The sequence below is a fragment of the Psychrobacter sp. D2 genome (assembly GCF_013608135.1).
Taxonomy (GTDB): domain Bacteria; phylum Pseudomonadota; class Gammaproteobacteria; order Pseudomonadales; family Moraxellaceae; genus Psychrobacter; species Psychrobacter cryohalolentis.
Genome location: NZ_JACDXZ010000003.1, coordinates 307,150 through 332,086 on the forward strand (window position 1 = coordinate 307,150; position 24,937 = coordinate 332,086).

Below are 24,937 nucleotides of genomic sequence, written 5' to 3' on the forward strand. Positions count from 1 at the left end.
GTCAGCCCTTTATCGTTGTTTGGTGGAGATGGCGGGAGTTGAACCCGCGTCCGCCAGCATTACGCTCATGAATCTACATGTTTAGTTTCTGTCTTTAATTTTAGTCTGCACCGATCCGACAGTCAGGATGGATTAGCCGATTCTCTACTTTTAAACCCAAGCAATTGAGACAATCACTTGTGGCGCTTCTACATGCGGACGCTTCAACTTAGTTGACCAACTGTAGATGATCAGCAACCAAGTAAACAGGGTTTAAGCTGCTAGAGCGTAATTTTCGTCGTTTGCGACTATAACAATATATGTTTGATTAACGAGAGGACATATACTCTCGACATGCATCATTGAGTTTCATCACCAGCGTCGAAGCCAGAACATCCCCAATAAGGTCGATGATTATATAGTATATATATGGCTGCTTGCAACCTATTAGAGCTCTGTATTACATTACGTTACAGCTCAACCATCTAAGCCAGTATGGTATTTAACCATTTACCGATATTTTGAATCTGCGGCATACATACCTGATGTGCCATAGGATAGGTATGATAAGCAACACTGTATCCTTTCTCTGATAATAACTGCTTTGCTTGTTCGCCTAATATAACGGGAACAACTGGATCATGCGTACCATGCTCAATCAAAATGGGCATATCTGTGTTGGCAGCACTATAGTGAACGCTGTCGTTGGTTGCAAAGTAGGTAGAAAGCGCCATCAAGCCAGCCAAGCGCTGTGGGTAACCGAGTGCCACATGATACGCCACTGCCCCGCCCTGCGAAAATCCTGCAATCACAATATGCTCAGGTTTCACACCGCGCTCGATTTCACGAGCAATCAAGTCATGGATTTGCTGTGCGGACTCTTCAATCTGCGCAATATCAACTTTGCGCTCAAGGCTCATCTCCAAGATGTCATACCATGCAGGCATGACCATACCGCCATTTACCGTCACTGGGCGGTTGGGTGCATGCGGAAAGATAAAACGTACTGCCATTCCATCCGCTAAGCCGAGCTGCGGCACTACTGGCTCAAAGTCATGACCGCTAGCACCCAAACCATGCAGCCAAATCACGGATCGATTAATCGCTTTGTTTGCAGGATTGTGCTCGACAATAACGGCATCTAAATACTTATTCATTAATTATCCTTAATGAGAGTCAAAATTTAAACAAAATTAATATTACAAAATTACTTTGGTTGTCATCATTCCTTAAACATAACCCTATATTTTAGGAACTAAGTCAGTAACCATAAAATTAGTAATGATGATTCATGCACATTTATGAGGGTAGTTTACATGACAATTTCAAAAAATTCAGCGAATGAGCGGGCGCAGCTATACAACGCAGTGCTGAATAGATTCAAACGCCAAGGTTTTACTTTACCTTTAGCCCTTATCAGCACTTTTTTATTAATAGGCTGTAATGAAGATGACGGTTCATCAATGATCGTACCACCTACTCTACCGCCAACGATTGAACCTATACAGTCGCTAGCTTATACCTATGGTATTCGACCATTTTATCTGGTCAACGATATGGATGACAGCCCGCTAAAAGATGAGTTGCTGGCATGTAAGGGTCAAACACCTAGCAAGACAGGTTTCTCTATCGCCCATCGCGGCGCGCCTCTACAATTTCCTGAGCATACTTATGACGGTTATGTAGCTTCAGCACAAATGGGCGCAGGCATCCTAGAGTGCGATGTGGCCTTCACTAATGATGGTGAGCTGGTATGTCGCCATGCCCAAAACGATTTGCATACCACTACCAATATTGTTGCTACGCCACTAGCGAATCAATGTAGCGTACCGCCTATAATAGATGCTAATGGATCTCTTACCAACGCCGCCGATATTGAATGTCGCACTTCAGATATTAGCGTCAGGGATTTTAAAAGCTTAACGGGAAAAATGGACGCCGCTAATCCAAAAGCCACCAGTATTAGTGCCTACATGAATGCGACTGCCCCATGGCGAACGGATTTGTATTCACAAAATGGTGAGGTATTGACATTAAAAGAGCATATAGCACTTGCCAGTAGCTTGGGTATGAAACATACACCTGAGCTCAAAGAACCCGTGGTTACTATGCCATTTAATGGATATAGTTTAGATACTTATCGTCAACAAATGATTGACACTTATAAAGTTGCAGGCGTGCCCGCCAGTGATGTATATCCGCAGTCATTTAATCTTGCAGATATTGACTATTGGATTAATAACGAACCGAACTATGCCACCAATGCCGTCTATCTTATCGATGATAGCAACGAGAGCGCGGCGGGTAAAATATTTGATAAAAACGACCCAACGACGTGGAAGCATTCATTGGCTGAGCTGAAAGCGCGCGGCGTTAATATCATTGCCCCCGCAACTTGGCTATTGGTTACCAGCGATGGTAATGGCAAGCTGCTACCGTCGGCATATGCCTTGCAAGCCAAAGCCAATGGCCTCGACATTCTCACGTGGTCGCTTGAACGGTCAGGGCCATTAAAAAGTGGTGGTGGCTGGTATTATAGTGGGCTTAGCGCCGCCATTAATAATGATGGCGATATCATGAATGTCATTGATGTGCTGGCGCAAGAAGTTGGAGTTAAAGGCATCTTCTCAGATTGGCCAGCAACGGTCAGTTACTATGCCAACTGTAAAGGTTTGAAGTAATATAAAGGGTCAACCCTACTCATATTATAAAGACATTAAGTAATCGATTGGACTGGTTGCTTAATATCCGCATTTTGACCACGATGACGCAGATAATGATCCAGTAACACAATCGCCAACATAGCTTCTGCAATGGGCGTTGCACGTACACCAACGCAAGGATCATGACGACCTTTTGTCAGCATCTCAATCGCCTCCCCCTCTGTATTGATACTCTTGCCAGCCGTAGTAATACTAGAGGTTGGCTTCAGTGCAATACTGACACGGATATCTTGTCCTGATGAGATACCACCCAAGATGCCGCCTGCATGATTGGCGGTAAAGCCATCGGGTGTCATTTCATCACGAGAGCTATGCCCAAATTGTCCTGCCACTGCCATGCCATCACCAATCTCAACACCTTTAACGGCATTGATACTCATCATGGCATGGGCAATATCGGCATCTAAACGGTCAAAGACAGGCTCACCAAGTCCAACTGGTACGCCGCTTGCAATAATCTCAAGACGGGCACCACAGCTCGTACCTTCACGGCGTAAACTATCTATCAAGGTCTCAAAGCGACTGACAGCATCGGCATCCGCACAGAAAAACGGATTGCTATTCACAAAATCCCAATCGATTGTGCTTGAGTTTAGGACATCACTGTACTCATTACCAATTTGGGTCACATGACCACGGATTTGCACACCTAAGCGCTCTAGCAAGTATTTCTTGGCGATAGCACCAGCAGCGACACGCATGGCAGTCTCACGCGCCGATGATCGACCACCGCCACGATAGTCGCGAAAGCCATACTTCATACTATAAGTATAATCGGCATGACCGGGGCGAAAGGTATCTTTAATTTCACCATAGTCTTTAGATTTTTGATTGGTATTACGAATCAGTAGGCCGATAGAAGTACCTGTCGTTTTACCTTCAAAAACGCCAGAGATAATCTCGACTTCATCAGATTCACGGCGCTGGGTCGAGTACTTAGAAGTACCCGGTTTACGGCGATCCAAATCTATTTGCAAGTCGGCTTCGGATAAGGCTAAACCTGGTGGCACGCCATCGACGATTGCCAACAAACCTGCGCCATGCGACTCACCGCAGGTGGTGACGGTAAAGACCTGCCCAATACTGTTGCCTGCCATATTTATCCTTAAACAAATGAAGTCGATTTTTGACTGTTTTAATTATAGTATCAATCGTGATTTATTGATTGCTATCTAGTAACTGTACATAATTGGCGAATAATGAGCGATAGCTCATAAGCTCATCATAGGTAATCGCAAAGATGCCATGACCGCCATGAGCAAACCTTAGCCAATCAAACTGAATCTCAGGATAAGCTTGTTTTAACGCCCACTCGCTATCGCCCACTTCACAGACTAGCAAACCTTCTGGGCTAAGATAATCTGGCGCTTCAAACAAGATACGATGTACCAAGTCCAAACCATCTTGACCAGCAGCGAGTGCATGCTCAGGCTCATATAAAAACTCTGGTGGCAAATCTGCCATGATAGCGGCATCAACATAAGGAGGATTGGTTACAATCAGTTCATATTGATTTTCGGCAGGGATTTTGGCAAATAAGTCAGACTCAATTACATTGACTTGATGACCAAGGTCATGATGATCGACGTTGACCATCGCGACTTCTAGCGCGCCTTTATCAATATCTACAGCATCAACCAGTGCATCGACAAAACGGGTCGCCAGCGCGATAGCAATACATCCAGAACCGGTACATAAATCTAAAATACGCTCAGGCTGCGATAGCTGTTTAATTTCTAAGCCATGATCATGAAAAGCTGGCGCTTGATTATTGACACTTACGCCTATTGGTTTTGCCAGCTCGCTCACTTCAAAATATGGGTGGAACTGCTGACGAATCAATTCAGCAATAGGTGAGCGAGGAATCAATACGCGCTCATCGACATAGAACGGCAAATCACAGAAATAAGACAGATTAATCAAATAGCTTAATGGCTTACGCTCAGCGATACGCTCTTCTAACAAGCTTAGAACCAATTGCTTCTCTGAGGTGGTCAAACGACAGTCCAGAATCTGATCATTGGCAGACCAATCCAAAGATAAAGAATGCAATACAATCGCAGATGCTTCGGCAAACTCATCGGTGGTGCCTTGGGCGACAACCACATCATAGTTACGTAATTGCGTCACTGAAAAACGAATAAAGTCACGAATAGTGACCAGTTGCTCACGTGCCTCTTCAAGCTCCGCACGCAAAGTCGCAAATTCATCGTGCTCACCGACCAGCCCTGTCTCTAAATCGTATTCCATATCATCATTGATACCTTGTGACTCATCATCATTAAAGTATTGATTTTGAAATTCTTCTGCGCTCATTACTTGGTCTTCTGACATATCGCACCTTGCTGATTACATGCTCACTGACTACATGCGGATGGGTTAAATCGCTTTCAATGACTTCACTGAACAGCCAATTTATTAAATAAAAATCTCGTTCCACATTATAGACGGAAACAAGATGATGCGCCAATGACTGTGTTTTTTACTTCAACAAAATCTCCAGCAGTATTCACAATTAAGTAGCCCATGGCTTTAACAGAAGGGTTAAAAAGGCTGATTTAGCATAGCCATATAACACTATCTTAAAGCTCATAACGTATTGTGGTAACTGTTAATTGAGCGGAAAAGGCAGCCCTAGCCTGACTCAACTCTTGCTTAATTGTAGTGAATACGTCAACTGTTGACGTTTGGCAAGTCTTAAACGAAAAAATATGTGTCAAAAGTTTGCGAAGCATCCAAATTATGCGCATAATAGCCTCATTAGCAGCCACCACAAGTATGTAAATATGATGAAAATAAAACCTCTTATCACCGCTATATCTATCGCTGTTGTTAGTATGAGTGCTATTGCTGCACCTACTGATGGTACACGCACTTTACCTGTACGCACAGCTGACTCGCTTCCTAGTATTGCGAAAAAAGTCAGTCTGAATGTGCAAGAAAGTCGCAGTAGCTCAGTCGTCGACTCTAGTACGACCGTAAAGCTAGATACGAATAAAGCCAAATCAGCGGACCGTATGACCCAGCTGATTGATGCCAAGCAGGACGCTGAAGTGAAAGCATCGGTCGCCGTTACCGCTGACAATATGACCGTAGAGGAATTGACTCGTAAGGATGAGCAATCAGACAGTGACGATATTAGCGAAGGTCAAGCGGTATCAGCACCTAGCTCTGCGATGGCTGATAGTGCAACGGATACTTCTATCAAAAGTATCGCCGATGTTGATGGTAAAAAACATACCACGCTGAATTTGTCTAATTATGCCAAACAAGTAAACGGTGCCACATGGACACCGAGTATGAAAGTTAACTCAGCTATGACTATCAAAATGCAGGCGCTGCTCGATTGGAATCATGCGTCTCCGGGTGCTATTGATGGCGGCTGGGGCATGAACAGTAAAAAAGCACTGATCAACTTTCAAACCATGCAAGGCTTGCCAGCAAACGGTAAGATGGATCAAAAAACATGGGATGCTTTAAATAAAAATATTCCAGCTAACAAGCCAGTTTTAGTGACGTATACCATCACTGAAGATGATGTGAATACCAATTTTGCTACTATGCCTGCAGGCTCAGAAGCCAAGTCAAAAATGAAAGGCTTGTATTATCAAGACATCAAAGAGATGTTTGGTGAGCGCTTCCATATGGATGTGCGTTATTTAGACAAGTTAAATAAAAACAAACAATATAAAGTGGGTGAAACCATTACTGTGTTAAATACGCGTGCTCCGCTTAAGCAGCGTATCAATCGTGTCGTCGCCAATAAAGCCGATAAAACCCTTTATGCTTATAATGATGACAAGCTGGTTGCAACCTATCCTACAACCGTCGGTAGTGACAGCACGCCATCACCACAGGGCACCTTTAAAATCGTTAATAAAGTAAAAATGCCATGGTATAAAGCAACTGTTGGTGAAGGCGCAGATAAAAAAGTACATATGTTACCACCAGGACCGAACAGTCCCGTAGGTGTGGTATGGATGGGCTTATCTAAACCTTCTTACGGTTTACATGGCTCACCTAAGCCAGAAGGTATCAGTCGCCAAGCATCAGCAGGCTGTGTGCGTTTGACTAACTGGGACGTTTTAGAGGTTTATGCCAATATCGAAAATGGCGCAACCGTTGAGCTAAAATAGTTCAATAGATAGTACGCAATAAAAAAGACCTTGATCATCGTATCAAGGTCTTTTTTTATTATATTCCAAAAGATTCAGTACCAAAATTTTAAATGTAATAAATAAAATGAATAGCATATATAAAATGCTCGATTAAATGATACTACGATCTTTTTTACCGCAATCTATGCTTTGTAACCCTCTTCATTACCTGTAATGCTGCCAATTTTTTTGGTGAAAAATAATGCTGTGGGAATAGAAACTAAGAAACCGATAGCGACTGCTATTTGAATATGCGGAATCTGGTTAAAACCCATGACCAAAGCGCCGATCATAAAGAGACCGATGATTACAGTTGCTGCCATTGAATAGACAACAGAAAAAAGTGGCCAGTTCATAACTTATTCCTTACTTTTATTATGGGTATAACTACTTTATACACTATATCCACACTAATAGTAAGTCTTTTATTATTTATGCTCAGCCCAATCATAGTAAGTAATTACTATTGATAACCTTATTATAAGTATTGATTTATAATAAGTGTTTTTACTAATCCCAAACCACCTTTTATTTAAAAGTTTTCCACCCTTTGTACTGGTCTAATTTTATTCAGGAAGACCTATGACTACGTGCTTGTTTATCCTTGCTATTGAAATATTCGACTGACAATCTAAATAAAATTGTCTGGTTTATAGCAAAAAATGAGTAGGGTTTACCATGTATTTACTTAGGAATCTTCAACACCCTTGGCACGTTTGTGCTAAAATCGCTTGCAAAATTATTTTACTTATTCTACTAAATACATCCGTCAGTAAGGAGCCGCTGTGAGCCAGCCATTTCGCTCAGCCGATATTCGTCAAGCTTTTATCGATTTTTTCATAAGCAAGCAGCATACCCCCGTCGCCTCATCGAGTTTGATTCCGTATAATGACCCGACATTGCTATTTACCAATGCCGGTATGAATCAGTTTAAAGAGACATTTTTGGGTATGGAGCCACGTGATTATACGCGTGCGGTAACCTCGCAAAAGTGCGTACGTGCTGGTGGTAAGCATAATGATTTGGATAACGTCGGCTATACGGCGCGCCATCATACGTTTTTTGAAATGCTTGGTAATTTCTCTTTTGGCGATTACTTTAAGCAAGCCGGTATTGGTTATATTTGGGAATTTTTGACCTCAGATGAATGGCTTGCGATTGATAAAAATCGCTTGTATGTGACCATTTATGAGACTGATGACGAAGCCTTTGATATTTGGCATAAAGATATCGGTATCCCAAGCGAGCGCATTATCCGTATTGGTGATAATAAAGGCGCGCCTTACGCCTCTGATAACTTTTGGACGATGGGCGATACCGGTCCTTGCGGTCCTTGTACCGAAGTATTTTATGACCATGGCGCTGATATCGAAGGCGGTTTACCGGGTACGCCAGAAGAAGACGGCGACCGTTATATTGAGATTTGGAACTGCGTCTTTATGCAGTTTAATCGTCAAAAAGACGGCTCTATGCTACCGCTACCAGCCCCAAGTGTTGATACTGGCATGGGACTTGAGCGTATCAGCGCCATCATGCAAGGCGTTCATGGCAACTATGAGATAGATTTGTTTGTACACTTGATGGATGCGGCGGCTGAGATTTTAGAAATTGAGAATCAGCAACAGTCATCATTAAAAGTCATTGCTGACCATATTCGCGCTGTTTCATTTTTGATTGCTGATGGCGTCACTCCAAGTAATGAAGGTCGCGGTTATGTACTGCGCCGTATCATTCGTCGTGCCGTACGTCACGGTAATAAGCTTGGTGCCGATAGCGATTTCTTTTATAGAATGGTCGCACCGCTTGTCGCTGAGATGGGCACTGCCTATCCAGAGCTAAAAGACAAACAAAGCGTCATTGAAAATGCTATTCAAAAAGAAGAAACCCAATTTGCCAAGACATTGGCGCAAGGTTTACGCCTGCTTGCCAGCGAACTTGAAGGCTTACAAGATGGTGACACCCTCTCTGGCGAAGCAGCATTTAAGCTATATGATACCTATGGCTTCCCTGTTGATTTGACTGCTGATATCACCCGTGAGCGCGGTATCGTAATTGATGAAGCGGAGTTTGATGAACATATGCAAGCACAGCGTGAACGCGCGCGTGATGCAGGAAAATTCGACGTCGATTATAGTAGTGTCATACAAGTAGAAAACCCAACCACCTTTATCGGTTATGAGCAGCTTGAAGAAGAAGGTGTCACGATTGATGCGCTGTATCAAGATGGCAATCCAGCCGATAGCCTAACTGAAGGTATGGAAGGTGTCGTAGTACTTGACCGTACGCCGTTTTATGCGGAAGGTGGTGGTCAGGTTGGTGAGCTTGGCGAAATCCGCACCGCGACTGGCGTTTTTGAAGTGCAAGATACCAAAAAATCTGGTCAAGCCATCATCCATTATGGTGTGGTGACCATGGGTGACATTAACACCAAACAAACCGCTGATGCGCAAGTATTGTCGAGTATTCGCGCAGCCAGTGCCAAAAACCACTCTGCCACACATCTATTGCATGCTGCATTAAGAGAAGTATTGGGCGACGCGGTCACGCAAAAAGGCTCGCTAGTATCAAGCGAAGTATTACGTTTTGATTTCTCCTATGACAAGCCCGTCAGCACTGCTGAAGTTACACGTATCGAACGCTTAGTTAATGAGCAAATTCAAGCCAACACCCTTGCTCGCATCAAGAATATGTCTATCGACGAAGCGATGAAACAAGGTGCGATGGCATTGTTTGGCGAAAAATATGGCAGTGACGTTCGTGTACTGACCATGGGTACTGACAGTATCATCGATGGTCAACGTAAGCCCTTCTCTATTGAGCTTTGTGGTGGTTTGCACGTTAAACGTACCGGTGATATTGGTGTGTTAAAAATTACCAGCGAATCAGGTATTGCTGCTGGCATCCGCCGTATTGAAGCTGTCACTGGTATGAATGCGATTAAAAACATTCAGCAAAGTGAGCAGCAGCTGAGCGAGCTTGCCAGTCAGCTAAAAGTAAAACGTCCTGAAGTGGCGCAGCGTGTGCGTACCATGGCGGATAAGCAGCGCGAACTTGAGAAACAACTAGAGCGTTTAGAGCAAAAAATCGCCAGCGCCCAAGCCGCAAACTTGCTTGATGACGTGCAAACCATCGCTGGTACGCCAGTACTGATCAGTACACTAAGCGGTATCGACGGCAAATCTATCCGTACCCTAATGGACGATATTAAATCTAAACTTCCTGATAGCGTGATTGTATTAATTGGTGATAAAGATGAGCAGTTAGCACTAGCCGCCAGTGTGGCAAAGTCTGTGACTGTTAAAGTAAAAGCCGGTGACATCATTCGTCATTTGGCAGGTGAGCTGGGTGGTAAAGGTGGTGGTAAACCTGACTATGCCCAAGGCGGCGCGCCAAAAGCTGCCAATACTAGTGCTGTTGTCAATGCGCTACCTGCTTGGATTGCAGACCAGCTTGGCTAATACCTTAAGCTGAGCAATATTGTAATAAATCAGAAATAAGATACGCGATTGGTTATAACGGTTATAACCAATCGCCATGTATCTAATGTCTACTAATACTTAAATTTACGACGCTAATATGATATAAAGGTCAACGCTTAGACTTATTTCAGCGTATGAAGTCTATTGGCATAATAAGACAGTAAACCATCAAAAAGTAAAACAAAGGGCGCAGTTCTTATAATCTGGCTTTATCGTTATTAAAATCAATCTAGCACTTAATTTAGACAGTGCCATGATGAATTGATGTCTCTCAATAACAGATAACCATTGGTGAATAATAGGTAGATTTTTATGGCGTTAATAGTACAAAAATATGGCGGCACCTCGATGGGCAGTATCGACCGCATCAAAAACGTCGCCAAACGAGTCAAACGCTGGCATGACAATGGTCATCAAGTAGTCGTTGTCGTGTCTGCCATGAGCGGTGAAACCAACCGTTTGATTGATTTAGCACGCCAAATCAGTAGCCAGCCCGATCCTCGCGAATATGACCAAATGGTCTCAACTGGCGAGCAGGTGTCTATCTCACTGCTTGCCATGGCGATTAAAGAGTTGGGTATCGGTGCACGTTCATTTACCGGTCGTCAAGTCGCTATTAAAACCGATAATGCTCACAATAAAGCGCGTATCGAAAGTATCGATGACAAAAACATCCGTGAGCAGCTAGATGCTGGTAACGTCGTTATTGTCGCAGGCTTCCAAGGTATCGACGAAGAAGGCAATGCGACGACGTTAGGGCGCGGCGGATCTGATACGACAGGTGTGGCGATTGCCGCGGCTTTAGGCGCTGATGAATGCCAAATCTATACTGATGTGGATGGCGTCTATACTACTGACCCACGCGTCACCTCAAAAGCCAAAAAACTTGAAAAGATTACTTTTGAAGAAATGCTTGAGATGGCAAGTCTTGGCTCTAAGATTTTACAGATTCGCTCAGTAGAGTTCGCTGGCAAATACGGCGTACCGCTGCGTGTACTCTCTAGCTTTGATGAAAACAACGATGGTAGCTTCGACCAAGAATTTCAAGACAATGTCGGCACCCTAATTACGATAGACGAAGGAGACAATATGGAACAGGCAATCATCTCAGGTATCGCTTTTAATCGAGACGAAGCAAAAATCGTCGTACGCGGTGTCCCTGATCACCCTGGCATTGCTTCTGCTATCCTCAGCCCTATTGGCCGCGCCAATATCGAAATTGATATGATTGTGCAAAACCTATCTACCAATGGTATGACTGATTTTACTTTTACCGTTAATCGTACGGACATGGAAAAAACCATGAAAGTACTGGAAAGCGAAGTCAAAGATGAAATCGGTGCTAAAGAAATATTGGCCAATGATGAAGTGGTTAAAGTCTCATTAGTCGGCGTCGGCATGCGCTCGCACGCAGGTGTTGCTAGTCTTATGTTCCAAACCCTTGCAGAAAACAACATCAATATTCAAATGATATCGACCAGTGAAATCAAGGTATCTGTTCTTATCCAAGAGCAGTATCTGGAAAAAGCGGTAAGATCACTGCATACGGCCTTTGGTCTTGATCGTGAAGACGGTGAAAGCAAAATCGCTGGTTTATAAGAATGAGCGTATAAACACTTTACTAAAGCCGTATAAAAATAATAGGCTTTAATATTTGTTCAATAAACTGCGATTTATTATTTTCAATAATGCTTAATACTTAATTAAATAGGGTCTTATTAAGACCCTATTTTCTTTTTTTATTATTGCTGAGGTTATTATAAAACCAATAGTTTTGTGAAAACCCGTGACAGTATCTGTTATGCCCCCTATAATGAGGGTTTCATTTGGGCTAAATGAATTTATCTATCATTATCGCTATTAGCATCCTATTTTGGGTAAAATTTATAAAACAATGTTTATGACATTTACTTTATAACAGCTGCCTATTTTGTGCAGCGATAATGTCCTGTAATTGAGACGCAATCTGATGAGTAATAATCTGTTGATGCGACATAAGGAGTGTGACGCATGTTAATTTTGACACGCCGTGTGGGCGAAACGCTAATGATTGGCGACGAGGTCAGTGTGACTGTCCTAGGTGTCAAAGGCAATCAAGTACGTATCGGCGTTGATGCGCCAAAAGATATTGCCGTACACCGCGAAGAGATTTATCAGCGCATTCAACATGAGCGCACGGTACAGTCGCAAATGCAGCATCTCGAGCAAGGCAGCTTTGCGCCTTCATTTGATGATGAAGACTATTTTAATCGCTAACCTGTTAGCTTCATATCCAACTATCAATAATCATTAAGCTTGTATCAAGCATGCTAGTTTTGGCTTTTTAACAGCTTTGAGGTCATTTATTTATGAGTATCCGCCAATCAGATGTATCGGCTCTACTTAATGGTTTGAATAAAAAAGCCATTGGATTCAATGATGTCATCAGTTTTATTGATGATTTTTATCGTTATGCGCCAGCGCCTTTTGTGAATGGCATGGCACATAATGCTGCTGGTGAAAACGAAGGCAGCGCCAAGATTTTTGGTTTTGCAAAGCATCACGGCTTAAATCAATTAGATACGCTAAAGTTGTTTGGTGAGCATTACCAAACAGTTCAAGTGACGCCTAAAGGAGTTGATCATCCCAATATTCGCAATTTTTTACATTGGGGCTGGCAAGGTTTTTTAATGGAGAAGAATCCATTAACACTGCGTCCTAGCGTAGATACCAGCACGCTTTAATGGTTTATGATTGAAGCATAAAAAAAGCCACACTATGATGATAGCGTGGCTTTTTTTATGCTTCATTTTTTATCAGTGCATTTAGATAGTAAGTCTATTTATCGCGAAACTTCACGGGCTGTACCGCGCCTTTCGGATTTGGCATATTGGGATAATGATGTTCATGTTCAACATCACATTCAGCGCCAACGACCGAACCATCTTCTCTGACCGGCTTATGAATATAGCCAGTTCGCTCAGCAGGCGCCAGATGTTCATGCTCCCATACCATCACGGCTTGCATACAGGTCTCGCGCTGCTCAGCAGTCAGCTTACGACCGTCTTGCCATTTGCCAAGCTCAATTGCCATACGAAATTTATCGACCACTTCAGGTGTTAGGCTTGCTAATATCGTTTGTTTGTCCATCGTGCCTACTCTCCACTACTATTTTTATATCACATTTTTGTCTAATAAAGACGCTTATTCATCGTCCATGATATCATCATCAGCGTCGAGACTGAATTCCTCAGCATGCACATTCCAGTGTAACTTCGTCCGGCACGCTTCATAAAAGTCAAACCCTGGCGGATGTAGCAAGGTTAATTTGTCCGGATGCTTACGAATATATAGACGCTGCTCTTGTTCAAGCGGCGTGCTTGGTTTACCGTCAGCACTGACCATCGGCTGGGTGCGGTTGTCCTCGTGAATACGAATACAAATCTCGCTGGTGCCACTGACCACAATAGGGCGACTTGACAGCGTATGCGGATGCATAGGCACCAAACATATGGCATCCATGCTTGGATGGATAATAGGACCACCACCAGAGAGCGCATAAGCTGTCGAGCCCGTCGGTGTCGCTACGATGAGACCATCACTGTGCTGCCGATAGACATCATGCCCATCGATTTTCATCTGAAAATCAATCATATGGACAGACTTACCAGCGTGCAACACGATATCATTGAGTGCCATGTCTTCATGAATAATCTTACGACCTTCACGAATCTCCATCGTCAGTAAAAATCTATGGTCTAACTGATAATCGCCCATCAGTACTTGGCGCAATTTAAACGCCGCTTCATCAGGTTTGACATCGGCTAAAAAACCAAGGCGACCACGGTTAACCCCCAAGACAGGTACACGATAACGCGCTAGTGCTTCGGCAGCATGGAGTATAGAACCATCACCGCCAACCACGATGACCAAATCACAAATCTCGCCGATAAGGCTACGCTTAACAATTTTGACTCTCTCAATATCAGTGAGATTCAGAGTTGGCAAGTTAGCGGTTTGCACATCCATAATCAACGTAAGGTTCATATCGTTAATTATCTGGGCAATCTGCCCAAGACTTTGGGTTACGCTGCGCTTTCCAGCACGTCCCATCAAGCCAATACGGCGAAAAGCTGGATTTTTGATAGCGTGGAACAGCTCTGACTCATGTAGGTGCGGCAATCTTGCGGACTGCGCTGAGGTTTCCATAAAACGACTCGGCATGATGGTAAATTACAGAGTAATGATAACGAGAAATGGGCGATTAGACTAGCCTGTTTATCAATTATCGTTGTTAACGGTCGTAATTGACCCCATATAAAAGCCAACATACGCTGTTTTGGGCGTATCTATCTAGCTATTTGATATCGCTGTGTATAGGAGCGAAATCGACTCAATAGTTGCGCAAAGCCTTATACGCTGTCACGTAAACACCGTTGACAATAATGGCGATTTTGCTAAAGTAGCTGACATAACTATTATTTATATTTTATTGAGGACAACTTTATGGCCAATCCTATTGTCAGTCGCGCAGAGCTTGCCGTCGGCGGTGCGCCGATGACAGTGAAGGGCGTGATTCAAAAAACCAGTTTATTGCTTGGCTTATCGGCGATTACTGGTATTGGATTTTTCTTTTATGCGTTGATGGCAGGTTTATCACAAGGTTTTATCACGATGGCAGCCTTTGGTAGTATGTTTGCTGCTTTCGGCTTAGCGATCTTCATTACCTTTAAACCGCAAAAAGCCAAAACCTTTGCCGTACCTTATGCTTTATTAGAAGGTATCTTTTTAGGTGGCATCTCGCTATTCTTTATGCGCATGTACCCAAGCGTGCCTGTCACTGCGATGTGTGCGACCTTTGTCACCGCAGCCGTTATGCTAGGGCTATACCGTTCAGGTTTGGTTAAAGTGACTGAAAAATTCCGCTCAATCGTCACCTCAGCCTTGATCGCTATCATGCTAGTTTATGTGGCGCAGTGGGTACTTTCTTTAGCATTTGGTTCAAGCTTGCCTTTCTTGTTTGAAGGTGGCGCTATCGCTATTGGCTTTAGCTTATTTGTGATTGTTATCGCCTCTTTTACGCTGTTATTAGATTTTGATAATATTGAGCGTGGTGTGGCAATGGGTGTGTCAGAAGACTACGAATGGTTATTCAGTATTGGTCTTCTTGCAACGCTAGTGTGGATGTATATCGAATTTATGCGTCTATTAAGCTATCTACAAGATTAGTCAAATAGCTGTTCGATAGTCATTGAAATAAAAAAACCGTCTTTTATAAAGACGGTTTTTTTATGGGTAATCTTCAGAGATTTTTTTAAATGAGTTTAAGCTGGTTTAAATTAAGCGCGCTTTAGACGCAGCGCATTTAATACGACAAATAATGAGCTTAGTGACATGCCAATAGCAGCTAGCCAAGGTGGCACATAACCCAAAGCTGCTGGTATCAATACACTACCATTATAAATAAGTGCCCAACGCAAGTTTTGTTTGATAATGCGTTTGGTTTTATCAGCGATACGTTTCGCTGCAATAATAGCTTCGATTTGTCCGTTTAGGATAATACTATCACTAGATACTTGCGCCAAATCTGCTGCACCGGCAATCGAGGTTGAAACGTCTGCCGCTGCCAATACTGGCGCATCATTAATACCATCACCAACCATCAATATTACTGCACCTTGAGCTTGTAGCTGCTGAATATGATTGACCTTGTCCATTGGTGACAGACCGTTATACGCAGACTGCATACCCAAATTTTCAGCCATGACCAAGGCTTGCGGACTTGGGTCACCTGTGAGCATGACAGGCTCGATACCTAGTGCTTTCAAGCTATCCAGCATAGATTGAGCGCTATCACGTACCTTATCATTAAAATAAAAACATGCCAGTGCTTGCCAGCTTGCTGATTCAGCCTTTTGACAAGATAAGACTACCGCTGAGCTGGCGCGCTCGGCAACTAAATCAATCATTAAGTCTTTATCTGCATTGGCAACATTATTCATTTTGTCTAAAGCAAAATCTACATGACCAATACGATATAGCACATCATCCATCATTGCTTCAACGCCACCTGCTGGATAATGCTGCAGCGCTTGTGTCGCTGGCAGATGCAGTTGATATGCGGCGGTCAGTAGCGCATGAGCAATAGGATGACGACTGCCCACCTCTAACGCTGCCGCAATGGCTAATACACTGTCTCTTTGCTCATCTGCCTTTGTGATGACACCTGTATCAGTAAGTAGCTTAATGTTTAATAAATTGGGTTTACCATAGGTCAAGGTTCCCGTTTTATCAAATGCCACATGGGTAATTTCAGCCAGCGTTTGTAGGGTATGCCCGCGCGTCGTCAAAAACCCATAGCTGGCCAATCTATTAGTCGATACGGTAAGTGCAATTGGTGTCGCTAAAGACAGCGCACAAGGACATGTCGCGACCAATACCGCCACCGTTGCCCAAATCGCTTGGCTTGGATCCACGATATACCAGCCAATAAATACCAAGACAGACAATACTAAAATACGCGCCACAAACCAACGTGCTAGCTTATCTGCTTGCTGTGCAAGTTTTGGCTTTTCACTCATTGCCCGATTCATTAGCCTGTCAATCAAACCGATTTGGCTGTCTTCTGGTAGCGCTGTGACCAACATCTCAAATGGTTGGCTGTCGTTTTGTGCACCGCCAACGATATAATCGCCTTGGGTCTTAGTGATTAAATCACCTTCACCTGTCAGTAGGCTTTGAGAAACTGTGGCGGTTGAGCTGAGCAAGATACCATCACTGATAATCTCAGAACCTGCCTCAACCATGATGATGTCGCCCACCTGCAAGCTATGAGCGGTCACCATCTGCTTTTCTTTTGCCTCATCGTTTGTATTTGAGACAGTTAATCGTTGCTGACGAGTCTGCTGCCATTCTTGAGCAATACGTGATGTTAACTGATAGACATTAGCATCCATACTTTGCGTAAAATTAGGCGTAGCACTCACTGTATTTTGACTATTTACCTCATTACCAACTACGATAACAGCCCCATTAACAGCTCCATCATCAACCTTATTAACAGACTCTTCGCTTTCTTGTTTAAGCGAACTTTTCTGAACGCTATTTTGTTCTAATAGCTGCAAAATACTTGCAGCAGAGTCTTTGTCTTCAGCAATTTTCTGTACCAATACTGGCTCAACTACCACCAAATCGTTTGCCATAGTTGCCGCTTTTAGGCGAGCATTGTGCTCAATATAACGACCTGCCAGCAAGAAGAAAATAAACATACTAACTGAGTCATAATAAGTCTCCCCTTGCCCAGTAATAGTGGCAAATAGACTGGCGAAAAATGTGACAATCAAGGCAATACTAACGGGCACGTCCATATTGACTTGGCGAGCACGAATCGCTGACCATGCTGACGTAAAAAATGGTACACCGGCATAAAAGAATACTGGCGTACTGACGAATAAAGACACCCAACGCAAAAAATCTCGCTGAAATATCAGCATATCGCTATATTCACCGAAATAAATTGCCACGGCATACATCATCGCTTGCATTGAGCCGAGTGCCGCAATGCCAAGCCTTATTAGCATTTGGTTGTTATGACGTGCTAGCATGGCTTCGTGGGTATCTTGCCGATAAGGCTTGGCTTCATAGCCAATTTCATTGATAACCGCAAGAATCCGGCTAATCGGTAGCTTGGTCTCATCCCAAATCACCCGCATGCGTTGATTGGTCAAATTAACCTGACATTTACTGATGCCATCTAACTCATCAAGCCGCGATTCAATCAACCACGTACAAGCGGCGCAACGCAAATTATTGACAGACAACTCTGCTACCGACATACCGTCTTGGGCGTAGACAAACTGTGATTTTATTTCATCATGATCATAAGCTTCAAGGCGGGTCATCTGAACGGGTAAGCTTGCCGTACGGTTAATCTCCGAGCGATCAAGATAATATTGCTCAAGACCCGCTTCCACGATACTTTGTGAAGCTAACTGGCAGCCCATACAACACATCTCACGCGATTTACCTAATATATCAGTATGAAACGGCGGCTGCGGCACGGGATCACCGCAATGAAAGCAATGACCCGCCAGCGGCAATACCAGACCGTCAATAATAGAATTGTCTTGATAATGAGTATTGGTTTTTGATGACCTTGGTAATGTCGGTGATGTTGGCGGCATAGGAGATGGAATACTGGACATAATCGCACTTATTTCCTTTAGACAGAACATTGAGTAGATAGCTTTAAATCAAGGCTCTATCATCTGATCTACTCGATATCGAGAAAACCACTATGTTTGATGTATATTGGTTAACTGACTACTATATATTTGGGGCTACGCGACATTGATGGTTATGCTTCTTTAAAATAGTGCGTGTTAATGCAAACCATTACTCTTATTCAAAATTGAGACAGTGTTACGACAGTAAGAGGTGGCGGATACTTTCAAATAACCATCATTGCTTTTATAAAGATTATACTATAAGCACAGGCGCTCAGCAGTATAACTCCTGAGCGCTGAGAGCAAATGAATGCCTGCGTTGATGATGATAGATTGAAAAATTTGTCAATTTGCGTCATTATGAGGCAGTTTTTCATCCCAAAATGGTGTGTCATCAGTGCAAAAATCTAATTCTAAGCAACCACAGTCCTCTAAGCCTGCTATCAATACGCTACCTTCCCAGCAGCGCGGTGTGGTGTTTAGTAGTATTTTATTAATTGTTGTCATCGCTGGCATGGTGCTATTAGCACTATACTTGGTCAAACTTGATCGCACCATTACTCACAAGTTTGAGGGTAAACGCTGGGATATTCCTGCCAAAGTATATTCGCAGCCATTAGAGCTGTATCAAGGCGCCAACGTCGATAAAGACACGATGAAGAAATGGCTTGAGCTACTTAATTATCAAAGTGATAAAGCCTATGATCGCACGGGCACTTATCATAAATCGGGTAATACCTATTTTATTCATACACGTGGGTTTACTTATAGCGCTAATGATATAGATCAAGAGCAAGTCATTAAAATGACTATTGCTGGTGATAAGATTGAGTCAGTACAAAGTACTGTGGCGGCGAAAACCGGCATTATCCGTCTTGAACCGGTGAATATCGGTGGTATTTACCCAGATAGTAACGAAGACCGTATGGTTGTCTCGTTAGATCAAGTACCGCAGCCGCTTATTGATGCGCTGATAGCGACAGAAGATCGTGGTTTTTATGAACATAAAGGGGTATCGATACGTGGTATCGCTCGTGCAGTCATCAATAACTTCTCTGGTGGATCACGTCAAGGTGGCTCGACCATCACCCAGCAGCTGATCAAAAACTTTTATCTGAATTCAGACCGCACAATGAAGCGTAAAGCCAATGAAGCCTTGATGGCTGTGCTACTTGAGCTGCATTATAGTAAAGATGAGATTTTGCAAGCATATCTCAATGAGATTTATCTGGGTCAAAATGGCAAACGCTCTATTAATGGTTTTGGGTTGGCATCACAATTTTATTTTGATAAGCCGCTCAATGAGCTGCGCCTAGATCAGCAAGCACTGCTTGTCGGGATGGCAAAAGGACCGAGCGTTTATAATCCGCGCCGCCATCCAAACGATTCAAAGGCACGTCGCGATGTTGTGCTTAGCAATATGTTGGCCGTCGGCTCGCTCAGTCAAGAAGACTACGATAAAGCGTTAAAAAACTCACTTGGGGTAGTTGATAAGCCTGTTGAAGGTAAAAGCCAATTCCCTGACTTTTTAGATATCGTCAAGCGTGAACTAAATAAAGTCTATTATTCCGATGATCTCAAAAACGAAGGTCTGATTATTATTAGTACCATGGACCCTATTGCCCAGTTGGCAGCGGACAAAGCGGTTGAGAGAAAGCTTGGCGAGCTACGCCGTAGTAGTAGCAAAACTAAAGATTTACAAGGGGCGCTGGTCAGTGCCAACCCTGAGACGGGTGAGCTGGTTTCTGTTGTCGGTAGCGGCAGCGAATTTACTGGTTTTAACCGTGCGGTCGATGCCAAACGCCAAGTAGGCTCATTATTAAAGCCGATTATTTATATGACCGCTCTCGAAAGTGGTCGCTATAATTTGGCAAGTTCGGTTGATGACTCCCCTATTACGGTCAGTCTAAGCGACGGTACCGAATGGAATCCCAAAAACTATGACAATCGTGATCATGGCTACATACCCTTTACCACAGCGCTATCGCAATCGTATAACCATAGTGCCGTACGCTTAGGGATGGAGTTTGGAGTCGACACCTTTGCCAAGCAATTAAAACGTATGGGTGTTAAAGAGAAAATACCCCCTTATCCTGCGGCATTATTGGGCTCAGTCAATCTAAGCCCGATGGACATGCTTGGGGTCTATCAAGTCTTTGCAACGGGTGGTTTCCGTACGCCTATTCATAGTATCCGTAGTGTGATTGATGATCGCGGTAGTATTTTGCAGCGCACAGGCTTAAATACTCAGCGCAGCATTCCGCCTGAGACCAACTTTTTGATTAATTATGCGTTGCAAGACGTCGTCAAGAACGGTACAGCTAGACGCGTGCAATCGCTTGGTAGCAATCTAAATCTTGCGGGCAAAACAGGTACTACCAATGATTACCGCGATGCGTGGTTTGCCGGTTATAGTGGCAACTATGTCAGCGTGGTTTGGGTTGGACGTGATGATAATAAACCGATTGGGCTTAGTGGCGGTAGCGGTGCTTTGCCAGTTTGGGTTGATTATATGAATCGTCTAAAACTGACACCTGTTGCGCTACCAGAGCCAGAAGGCATCGAATGGCTATGGTTAGAGAACAACTCAGGCAAGCTGTCTAATGAGCGCTGTGCCAGCGCACGCTATTTGCCTGTTATGTCAGCATATTTGCCCCAAGAAGCCAGCAGCTGTGCGATTGGCTTATACCAACAGGATCGTGCGCGCGAGCAGATGCAGTGGCAAAATCAGCAAGGCAATATCAATAAGCAACGTCGCCGTGAAGGATTAGAGATTCCAGATGGTGAAGTTATTGATAATAGTAGCAATGATGCCGAGCAAGACGGTGATACACCCAATCGTGTAGATACTTGGTATGATCGTGCTGTTGAATGGTTTTAGTGAACTGCTTCTATTTCAGTCGTGATAGCTGAAAATTTGACTTTAAAGGTTAGTAGCTGAACGATTTTAAGATTTTTAAAACTTAGAAAGGGTTTTAATATGGCGTTATCTATATTGCAAGCATTGTTGACTCAGCAGACGATTGAAGCTCAGTCCAAAAAACAGCCAAAGCATTTGCATACAGCTCTGTTAATTAGCGCTTGTTTTGGCATGCTAAGTTTGAGTGCTTGTCAGACTGCACCAACTTCAATAAAAGCGCCTTCTGCTGAAACCTTACCATCAACCAGTAGTCAAAAAACGACGCAACCTGAACAATCCACAATAGTGACCCAAACCCCTAGCACTGATCATAGTGGTTATGAAAGTGTTGAGAGTACTAAAGCTGATAAGACTGACGATAATTATCCTATCGAGCCTTATCATCCACCTGCATCAATAGAATCGCCAACGGAATCGATAACAGAAAAGCCACCTGTAATCTTGGGGTCTAATCAAAGCACGAGTCAAACTCCGATCGTAACTCAGCCTAATATCGTGATCCTCACGCCTGCTCATGAAGATGAAGTGATATATGTGCCATCTATCCCGTCGCATAATGAGCTACTAGAGCGTGCGCGGCAGAATTCGCAGCGCAGTCAGAAAACCACCAACAATAATAGTAACTTGCCCGCCTTTCGTACCCTGATGCAAGTGGGCACTGAGCAATTAAAGGCAGGCAATTTAAATGGCGCTGAGAATAGCTTCACCCGCGCTCAGCGCCTAGCACCCAAATCATCAGCGGTATATTTTTATCTTGCGCAAGTGGCACTCAAGAAAAACCAACCGCGTAAGGCTGAAGCAATGGGACGGCGTGGGCTTAGTGTCTCTCAAGACAGCAGTCGCCGCCGTGCGCTATGGCAAATTATTCTACAGTCTGGACAAGCACAAGGTAATGCACGGGTGATAAAAGAAGCCAAACAAGCATTACGCTAACCGTATTATCTTTTTGATTAACCATGACGACTGACTATAGAAGCGCTAGAATAGGCTTTTATAGTCGGTCGTTAATTTTTATTATCTATTTTTTATTTTGAAACAAGGTTACTTTTATGGCATGGCAACAACTTCACTTACAGTGTGAAAAAGACAACGCAGATCTTGCTGAAGCACTATTATTAGAAGCAGGCGCGCTATCTATTGCACTTGATGATGCAGGCGACCAACCTTTATTTGAGCCACTTCCTGGTGAATCACCACTATGGGACGAGGTAATTTTAACAGGGCTCTTCGATGCTACGATAGAGACTGGAACTCGTGATGTTATCGAGCAACTCAGTCATGAGATTGCAGCACAAGTACAGGCGAGCCGTAGTTGGGTAAGTGCTGTCGATGACAAAGATTGGGAGCGTGAATGGATGTCCAATTACAAGCCCATTGAGTGTGCCAATGACTTGTGGATTGTACCTAATTGGCTGACTCCGCCCAATCCTGAAGCGACCAATATTATTATGGATCCAGGCTTGGCATTTGGTACTGGCTACCATGCGACTACTCGCCTATGTCTTGATTGGCTAACTGAGCAGGACCTTACAGACAAAGTAGTGATTGATTATGGTTGCGGCTCAGGTATCTTGGGTATCGCTGCCTTATTGTTAGGGGCGCGCCACGTTTATGCCGTAGATATTGATCCGCAAGCGGTACTGGCAACCAATCAAAATGCAGCACGCAACTCGGTCGACAATCGTTTGCAAGCGTTTTTACCAGAGGACTTCACTGTCTTTTGGCAACAGCAAAATATAGCGCCTGTAGAAGTGATGGTTGCCAATATTTTAGCCAAGCCACTGATAGGTCTAGCGCCTTATTTTGTCACCTTGATGGCACCAAAAAGTCGTATCGTCCTTGCCGGTTTGATTGAATCACAAACTGAGCAAGTGACGGAAGCGTATCAGCCTTATTTTGCGCTTGATCCTAAGCATGCTTTTACTGCACAAGAAGATCAACATTGGCAGAGATTGTCTGGTACATTTACAGGCTAGCAACATTAAATTACATCTGTTACGATAGAGTAGTAGTTAAATGTTGTGTATTTGGCGCTACTCTAGAGTTGCCTGTAGTTTATAATTAATAATACTTCAACAATGACATTGAAGTAATTGGCAGCGGTTGGTGAGTGGCTATACGGTATTCTTACTGATACCTTTTTGGATTCAACTCTATGACCACACCCATTAAAACCCAGTGTCCTCATTGTCATACCATTTTTAATATAAAAAACACCCAGTTAAATCAAAAAACCGCGACTGTCTGTTGTGAACATTGCCAGCAAATGTTTTTGGTGAATAATAATCTTATCGTCACTGCTGATATTGACAGCAATCGTAAGCTAACAGATACAGAAGTTTCTAGCGAGCGTGATAAGAAAATTAATGACATAACCTCTCATAAGAAACATTCTATTTTAGCAGCTGCAAACTCAAATGATACAGATATCCTAATTCATGACGATATGATACATGATGACATGATTCATGACGATATCGATATCGATATTGAGGCATCTGCTGACAAGAGTCTAGAATACGACTCACTAGATAGTATGGATGCTTGGCTTACACAAGCCACCGATAACAATAACGTTACCCAAAGCGCTCTATCAGCAAGAAGTACTGCGAAAAAATTAGATAAACATTCAGATACATCCCTTAATTTATTTGAAGAAACTTCTACCTCTACTAAGCCTTCAAACCGCTCTCCTTCGTCCGCAGAAGTGGCTTTAAGCTCAACGGCGGCTAACAGTATTCATGCCAATATTGATAATGATGCTGATGACTCGTGGCTCGAAAAACTGCTGAAAGAACAGCACCCACCCGAAGATACGCCAACCAATGATACTGATTTATCGCAATTACTCATTAGTATGGGCGTCGACTTTAAAGAGGAAGACCGTAGTAAAGCGGCACATGCCAAAAGATTACAAGCGCAAGCCACATTCTCACCAACACCATCCTATCGTTCAGTAGCTTCATTACTATGGACATTAGGCTGTTTGGTGCTAGTACTACTACTTTTTGCTCAGTACATTATGTTTAACTTAAATAACTTAGTTAAAAATCCTGCACATGCTCAACGCTTACAGACGATATGTACGATTGCAGCTTGTAGCCTGCCCAGTGCTGACTTGACTGCATTAACTCTGAGTGATATCAGATACCGAGCCGGTCAAATAAATAGTGCAGCTGATTCTAGTGATATAAGTGCTACTCTAAATAACGAAAGCTCACAAGCACAGCTATATCCTCATATAAAAGTCAGTGTATATGGTGCCAATGCGCTGATTGGTGAGTTTATCGCTCCACCAGATAAGTACTTGGTTGGTAAACAAAGTCAATTAGCTTCTAATGGTCGTAAGCAGTTACTCTTTACGGTACCTATTGCCAATGCTCAAATTAGTAAAATTGCTATTAATCCCATTTACTGATGTTCGCTGACTGATATTCGCTCATTAACCTCATCTTCTTAAGATGATCGCTGCTGA

Annotated in this window: 17 protein-coding genes, 1 other RNA gene and 1 pseudogene; 11 read left to right on the forward strand and 8 right to left on the reverse strand. The window is 43.3% G+C overall.

Annotated features, from left to right (window positions below):
* Positions 1-20: 20 nt before the first annotated feature.
* Positions 21-379, reverse strand: a transfer-messenger RNA (tmRNA) gene (gene ssrA / locus H0262_RS06075).
* An 85-nt stretch (positions 380-464) separates the two neighbouring features.
* Positions 465-1,136, reverse strand: a complete 672-nt coding sequence (locus H0262_RS06080; protein ID WP_181210078.1) for an alpha/beta hydrolase — start codon at positions 1,134-1,136, stop codon at positions 465-467.
* A 159-nt stretch (positions 1,137-1,295) separates the two neighbouring features.
* Between H0262_RS06080 and H0262_RS06085 the strand changes: the two genes are divergently transcribed.
* Positions 1,296-2,660 (forward strand): glycerophosphodiester phosphodiesterase family protein, encoded by a 1,365-nt coding sequence (locus tag H0262_RS06085; protein WP_181210079.1) that lies wholly within the window; start codon positions 1,296-1,298, stop codon positions 2,658-2,660.
* Positions 2,661-2,695: 35 nt separating this feature from the next.
* Here the strand turns inward: H0262_RS06085 and aroC are convergent, their stop codons facing one another.
* Together aroC and prmB are read right to left on the reverse strand one after the other, a co-directional pair.
* Complete coding sequence (gene aroC / locus H0262_RS06090; protein ID WP_181210080.1) at positions 2,696-3,799, reverse strand: chorismate synthase; 1,104 nt, start codon at positions 3,797-3,799, stop codon at positions 2,696-2,698.
* A 61-nt stretch (positions 3,800-3,860) separates the two neighbouring features.
* Positions 3,861-5,036, reverse strand: coding sequence for a 50S ribosomal protein L3 N(5)-glutamine methyltransferase (gene prmB / locus H0262_RS06095; RefSeq protein WP_181210081.1), 1,176 nt, complete (start codon positions 5,034-5,036; stop codon positions 3,861-3,863).
* Between the two features lie 377 nt (positions 5,037-5,413).
* On the opposite strand from prmB, the gene H0262_RS06100 reads away from it, so the two are divergent.
* Positions 5,414-6,838, forward strand: coding sequence for a L,D-transpeptidase family protein (locus H0262_RS06100; RefSeq protein WP_181210082.1), 1,425 nt, complete (start codon positions 5,414-5,416; stop codon positions 6,836-6,838).
* A 164-nt stretch (positions 6,839-7,002) separates the two neighbouring features.
* Here H0262_RS06100 and H0262_RS06105 read toward each other — a convergent pair whose 3' ends face one another.
* Positions 7,003-7,215 (reverse strand): hypothetical protein, encoded by a 213-nt coding sequence (locus tag H0262_RS06105; RefSeq protein WP_133104485.1) that lies wholly within the window; start codon positions 7,213-7,215, stop codon positions 7,003-7,005.
* Positions 7,216-7,644: 429 nt separating this feature from the next.
* On the opposite strand from H0262_RS06105, the gene alaS reads away from it, so the two are divergent.
* From alaS to H0262_RS06125, 4 genes and pseudogenes are all read left to right on the forward strand, one after another.
* Entirely contained in the window at positions 7,645-10,317 is a 2,673-nt protein-coding gene (alaS, locus tag H0262_RS06110; RefSeq protein WP_181210083.1) for an alanine--tRNA ligase, read from the forward strand.
* Positions 10,318-10,650: 333 nt separating this feature from the next.
* Entirely contained in the window at positions 10,651-11,937 is a 1,287-nt protein-coding gene (locus H0262_RS06115; protein WP_011513965.1) for an aspartate kinase, read from the forward strand.
* Positions 11,938-12,348: 411 nt separating this feature from the next.
* Positions 12,349-12,516, forward strand: a pseudogene (csrA, locus tag H0262_RS06120) (carbon storage regulator CsrA); the annotation flags it as partial.
* Between the two features lie 170 nt (positions 12,517-12,686).
* The gene (locus H0262_RS06125) at positions 12,687-13,061 is read left to right on the forward strand and encodes a HopJ type III effector protein (RefSeq protein WP_181210084.1); all 375 of its coding nucleotides are present in this window, start codon (positions 12,687-12,689) and stop codon (positions 13,059-13,061) included.
* A 94-nt stretch (positions 13,062-13,155) separates the two neighbouring features.
* Here H0262_RS06125 and H0262_RS06130 read toward each other — a convergent pair whose 3' ends face one another.
* A complete protein-coding gene (locus H0262_RS06130; protein WP_011513968.1) occupies positions 13,156-13,467 on the reverse strand; it encodes a YeaC family protein in 312 nt (103 codons plus the stop codon).
* A 54-nt stretch (positions 13,468-13,521) separates the two neighbouring features.
* Positions 13,522-14,526, reverse strand: coding sequence for an NAD(+) kinase (locus H0262_RS06135; protein WP_020443747.1), 1,005 nt, complete (start codon positions 14,524-14,526; stop codon positions 13,522-13,524).
* A gap of 297 nt (positions 14,527-14,823) precedes the next feature.
* Between H0262_RS06135 and H0262_RS06140 the strand changes: the two genes are divergently transcribed.
* The gene (locus H0262_RS06140) at positions 14,824-15,546 is read left to right on the forward strand and encodes a Bax inhibitor-1/YccA family protein (RefSeq protein ID WP_181210085.1); all 723 of its coding nucleotides are present in this window, start codon (positions 14,824-14,826) and stop codon (positions 15,544-15,546) included.
* Positions 15,547-15,656: 110 nt separating this feature from the next.
* Here H0262_RS06140 and H0262_RS06145 read toward each other — a convergent pair whose 3' ends face one another.
* Positions 15,657-18,521, reverse strand: a complete 2,865-nt coding sequence (locus H0262_RS06145; protein WP_181210086.1) for a heavy metal translocating P-type ATPase — start codon at positions 18,519-18,521, stop codon at positions 15,657-15,659.
* A gap of 418 nt (positions 18,522-18,939) precedes the next feature.
* Between H0262_RS06145 and mrcB the strand changes: the two genes are divergently transcribed.
* The 4 genes from mrcB (at position 18,940) to H0262_RS06165 (ending at position 24,880) form a co-directional block, all read left to right on the forward strand.
* Positions 18,940-21,423, forward strand: coding sequence for a penicillin-binding protein 1B (gene mrcB / locus H0262_RS06150; protein ID WP_181210087.1), 2,484 nt, complete (start codon positions 18,940-18,942; stop codon positions 21,421-21,423).
* Between the two features lie 99 nt (positions 21,424-21,522).
* Positions 21,523-22,395, forward strand: coding sequence for a tetratricopeptide repeat protein (locus tag H0262_RS06155; protein WP_181210088.1), 873 nt, complete (start codon positions 21,523-21,525; stop codon positions 22,393-22,395).
* Between the two features lie 116 nt (positions 22,396-22,511).
* Entirely contained in the window at positions 22,512-23,438 is a 927-nt protein-coding gene (prmA, locus tag H0262_RS06160; protein ID WP_181210089.1) for a 50S ribosomal protein L11 methyltransferase, read from the forward strand.
* Between the two features lie 179 nt (positions 23,439-23,617).
* Positions 23,618-24,880 (forward strand): DUF3426 domain-containing protein, encoded by a 1,263-nt coding sequence (locus H0262_RS06165; RefSeq protein ID WP_181210090.1) that lies wholly within the window; start codon positions 23,618-23,620, stop codon positions 24,878-24,880.
* The last annotated feature ends 57 nt before the right edge of the window (positions 24,881-24,937 follow it).